Annotated in this window: 4 protein-coding genes and 1 pseudogene; 3 read left to right on the forward strand and 2 right to left on the reverse strand. The window is 64.9% G+C overall.

From position 1 onward, the window contains the following. Window positions 1-39: 39 nt before the first annotated feature. Window positions 40-573, reverse strand: coding sequence for a hypothetical protein (locus B1790_RS33950; RefSeq protein WP_233165448.1), 534 nt, complete (start codon window positions 571-573; stop codon window positions 40-42). A gap of 297 nt (window positions 574-870) precedes the next feature. On the opposite strand from B1790_RS33950, the gene B1790_RS33955 reads away from it, so the two are divergent. The 3 genes from B1790_RS33955 to B1790_RS34540 all read left to right on the forward strand — a co-directional run bounded on the left by B1790_RS33955 (window position 871) and on the right by B1790_RS34540 (window position 4,184). Then, entirely contained in the window at window positions 871-1,893 is a 1,023-nt protein-coding gene (locus B1790_RS33955; protein ID WP_079927648.1) for a zinc-binding dehydrogenase, read from the forward strand. A 570-nt stretch (window positions 1,894-2,463) separates the two neighbouring features. Further along, complete coding sequence (locus B1790_RS33960; protein ID WP_079927649.1) at window positions 2,464-3,657, forward strand: acyl-CoA dehydrogenase family protein; 1,194 nt, start codon at window positions 2,464-2,466, stop codon at window positions 3,655-3,657. 128 nt (window positions 3,658-3,785) lie between these two features. Then, window positions 3,786-4,184, forward strand: coding sequence for a hypothetical protein (locus tag B1790_RS34540; RefSeq protein WP_142271688.1), 399 nt, complete (start codon window positions 3,786-3,788; stop codon window positions 4,182-4,184). Here B1790_RS34540 and B1790_RS35575 read toward each other — a convergent pair. After that, window positions 4,165-4,464, reverse strand: a pseudogene (locus B1790_RS35575) (hypothetical protein); the annotation flags it as partial. The gene B1790_RS34540 and the pseudogene B1790_RS35575 overlap by 20 nt on opposite strands.

Here is a 4,464-nt window from a genome sequence, read left to right on the forward strand (position 1 = left end):
GTTGCAGTACGCGCCGGTGCGGATCCGTCGCGCGCTACCTCAGGGCTGCTCCTCGACGGTGGCGGAATTCTCGGCCAGCCCGACGGCCGTGGCCTCGAGAAGAAGTCGCAATCGGGGAGTGAAGTCGAGGGCGACGTGTCCCCACTCGGGAACCTGCGCGTAGAGCGCGGCGAGTGTCGGCGTTGGATGTGAGACCTGCCAGAAGCTGGCTGCGAAGGCGAGGGCCGCAGCAATCAGGGCTTGGATCTGGTCCACCGTCAGCACGCTTGCTTCTTGTAACGCGGCGACGATTTCATCATGCGCGGCAAAGGAATTCACTTTGTACTGACGAGCGCGGTCAATCCCGACGTCTCCTTCGAGGCTCAACACGACGTGTGTCAGCAAGTCGCAGAACACCGGCAACGAGGCAAACGTGTCACTCAGCAGCGCCGCGACGTCGCGCGGCGCCAAACCGGTACGGTCGCGCGTCTTCTGCCTGACGGCGATGCTGAACTGCTGCCACCCGCGCTCGGCCAGCTCGAGCAGCAGTTCCTCCTTGCTGGCGTAGTAGCGCCGCACGCCGGTGCGATGCATGCCCGCACGCTCCGTCACCGGTGCCAACGTCACGAATCGGACTCCGCCGAGTTCGAGTGCGAGTTCCTCCGCCGCCTCCAGCAGTGCTTCGGAGCGCCGCGCCTTCTGTTCAGGTGATCGAGCCCGCTGACGCATGCCACCAGCATGCGTGACCGTTGCCGGGTTATGCACGCCCAACCCGAATAACGCACCCCGTGATGCATTAATCCATGCGGACTGCTACCGTCGCCATAACGCATCATTGAGTGCGTTAAATGACACGCCGCGAGCGCGGCAGGAGCGCGGCGCACCGCGCGGATGAAAGAAGGTGCCACTGTGAAGGCTGTTCAGGCAACGGGGTTCGGGGGCCCCGGCACACTCGCGGTCGTCGACCTACCGGATCCACGACCAGCGGCGGGTCAGGTCGCGATCGACGTCACCCACGCAGCCGTGGGGTTGATCGACGTGTTCATTCGACAAGGTTTGTTCAAAGACCAACCGGGGATGCCGCAGCCGCCGTTCATACCCGGCTTGGAGATCGTCGGGACCGTTCGAGCGCTCGGGCAGGGCGTGAGCGGGTTCTCGGTCGGGGAGAAGGTGCTCTCGCTGTCGGGTACCGGCACCGGCGGCTACGCGTCGGTCGTGGTGAGTGATCAGGCTCTCGTCGTGTCGTTGGCGGGCCGTGACATCGATCCGGCCCTGGCGGTAGCGGTCCTCCCGAACGCCGCGATGGCCCACCTCGCGCTCTCCAGGATTGCGTCCATGACCCGGGGAGAGAGCGTCCTGGTCCATGGAGCCCTCGGCGGGTTCGCCGCGGCCGTGCCGGGTGTGGCACGGCAATTGGGGGCATCCCGAGTCGTGGGCTCGGTCCGCAGCAGCAAGTTGGATGTTGCATCGAGAACCCAGCTGCCCTATGACCGTATCGTCGACTCCGCTCGATTGCCGGAGGCTCTGGACGGTGAGCTGTTCGACGTCATCGTCGATCCCGTGGGCGGTGAACTGCGGTCCATCAGTCTCGATCTACTCAAGCCGGCCGGTCGGCTCGTGGTGGTCGGCAACGCCAGTGGCGACTGGGGCCATCGCATCGACAGCAACAGGCTCTGGCTGGGCAGCCTCACGGTTTCAGGGTTCAGCGCGGGGGCGTACTTCCCGACGCACCCACAGGACATCCGTCCCGCGGTCGAGGCTGCGTTGAATGCGGTCGAGGCCGGACTTGGCAAGACCGAAGTCGACGTGCTTCCCGTGGGCGCTGCCGCAGAGGCCCACGAGCGTATGGAAAGCCGGTCTCTGAACGGACGGATCGTCTTGAGTTTCGATCCACCGGACATCATTGGCGACTAATCCAGATCTTTGACATGCCGAGCACGTCGGGCTGGTGTGAAGCCGCGTCGAACGACTCGAGGGCTCTCGATGACTGACGCCCATCCTCTTCTTGTCGACGGGTGGGGCCGGTCGGTGAGGTTGGTGGGTGATGGTGGTTGCGGTGTGGAGGGGATGTCGGTGAGTGTGGATGAGAATGCTGGTGGCAGTTGCGCGCTCTAGGTCCGACGTCGCGCAGCAGCGCCCATAGACCGGCGATGCGACGGGGCCAAGGCGAGCGGTGACGGCCTGGGTGTGGGTGACGCGGTGGGCGCGCCCGCGATCGCTTCCAGGGTGCGAACGGTGAGATACGCGTTCGACCAAGTACCGTGCGCGCCCACACAAGCGTTCTCGCCTCACTTGTCCGAAAGTGGTGTCAATGGTGATGGCCGCGGACGACGGGTCACCAGGTCACGCCGTTCGTCGACCTGGTGGGTGGTTGCAGGGAATACGCCGCACGCAATCAGCCTGATGGCTCACGCCCAATTTGAAACCACTCGTTGCGCGCTGCGGAGCTACGTGGCGTTGAAATAAAGGATTTGGAGACCCGACATGGCCAGCACCATTGAGCAAGACGATCGTCCAACGCGCGTCGAGTTACTCGACAGAGCGGTCGCCCTACAGCCTCTGCTGAGGAGCCGCGCCGCTGATGGCGAGCTGCATCGCCGGACACCTGATGACGTCGTCCAGGCGATGACCTCGGCTGGTCTTTTCCGGCTGCGTACACCCCGCCGGTTCGGCGGCTACGGCGCAGACGTACGCACAATGCTCGACGTGACCTCGGCTCTCGGAGAGGCAGACGGCTCGGCCGCGTGGCACGTGGGTCTCTCCGCGACGGCCGCATGGGTCAGTAGCCATGCATCCGAAGATGCACTGCGCGAGCTGTACGGTTCGGACCCCGACACGCGCGTGTCGGGCTCCGCCGCCTCCATCCCCGCCCGTCGTGTCGAAGGCGGCGTGCTGGTGAGTGGGCGTTGGCCCTACGCCTCGGGCTGCCTTCATGCCCAGTGGGCCTCGATCGGGGTACTCACCAGCGCCGCACCCGACCAGCCCGACGAGCCGTTCCTCTGCCTGGTGCCCGCGTCGGAGTTAACGGTCGAAAACACCTGGCGGACAGTTGGAATGCTCGGCACGGGTAGCAACACCTGGGTCGGTGACGACCTGTTCGTGCCCACCCATCGGATGATTCCCATGGCCGGAATGATCGACGGCTCCTTGCAATCCTCTGTCGACGACCCGCAACGGTGGTTGACGTTCGTCCCAATGGCAATGCTGAACTTGTTCGGACCGATACTGGGAATGGGACGTGCCGCGTTGACACTGGTGGCCGAGGCCGCGACGACGAAGCCGCTGCATTACACGTTCATCGAACGTCAGCGTGACTCTGTCAGTGTGCAGCTGCAGGTGGCCGACGCGGCACTGAAGATTCAAACTGCCTCGCTGCACGCCTACGCGATGGCCGAGGAACTCGACGCGTCGTCCGCCGAGAACCGCGTGCTCGGCTACGCCGACCGAGCGCGTCTCAAGGCATCCTGCGGTTACGCGACGCAGCAAGTCCTTGAAGCCATGCAAGCGCTGCTCAACGTGCACGGCGCGGCCAGTTTTGCCGAAGGTAGCCCGCTGCAGCGGTATTGGCGTGACGCCAACACCGCAGCGCGACATGCTGGACTAAACGCCGGCGTGGCGCTGGAGGTCTTCGGCAGGTCACTCCTCGGAGTGGCGAACGACATCTCCGCCATGGTTTGACTGAAGTTGATCCCATTCGCGGAGACCGCGACGTTCGACAGAGGAGAGAAAGATGAAAATCGGCGTCGGCGCAGTGATCACCGATGAAGGCATCCGCCCAGACACGTTGGGCAAGGCGGTGGAGGAGCGTGGGTTCGAGGACTGTCGACGAAGCCGAATTCCACGGTGACGAAGTCGACTTCGACGCCACCTTCTGTTGGCCAAAGCCGTCAAAAATTCCCTATCCGCCAATATATTTCGGCGGCTTTACTGCGGCTACCGTTCGCCGCGCCCGTCGACACCAGGCTGGCTGGATGCCGATCGCCGTCCCTGACGTCGCCATGGTTTCCGGGCAGCTGGGCCTGCTCGATGGCGCGACCGACATTCCGGTCTCTGTCGTCCTCCCCCAGAATGCCGAACCCGCTCTGTTCGATGCGTATCGTGAGCACGGGGCGGAACGGGCGTTGGTCTCGCTCTCCACACACTCCGAAGCGGAAACGCTCAGATCGCTCGACCGCATCGCGCCGCTCATCGAGACGTACAGATGATGCAGTTGCCCGCCCCCGCTGCAGCGCTTGAGGTCTGGGCGCGAGACGCGCGTTCTTCGAGGATGTCGGCAACGGTGTAGGCGCGGTACAGCGCGTTGGCGCCGATCCATCGCAGCGGTTCCGGCGAGGTGGGCTGCGGTGAGCCCCTGCCCGGCGTATCCACCGACGCGGATGACGCCCCGGTTGGGTGTCGGCGTCGACGAACGGTGACCAGTCGCGCAGGACGCCGAGCACGCCGCACCAGGCGTGCGCCGCGGTGACCGGGGGAGGAGCGCTCGAC

It is taken from the genome of Mycobacterium sp. AT1, assembly GCF_002043095.1.
Taxonomy (GTDB): Bacteria; Actinomycetota; Actinomycetes; order Mycobacteriales; family Mycobacteriaceae; genus Mycobacterium.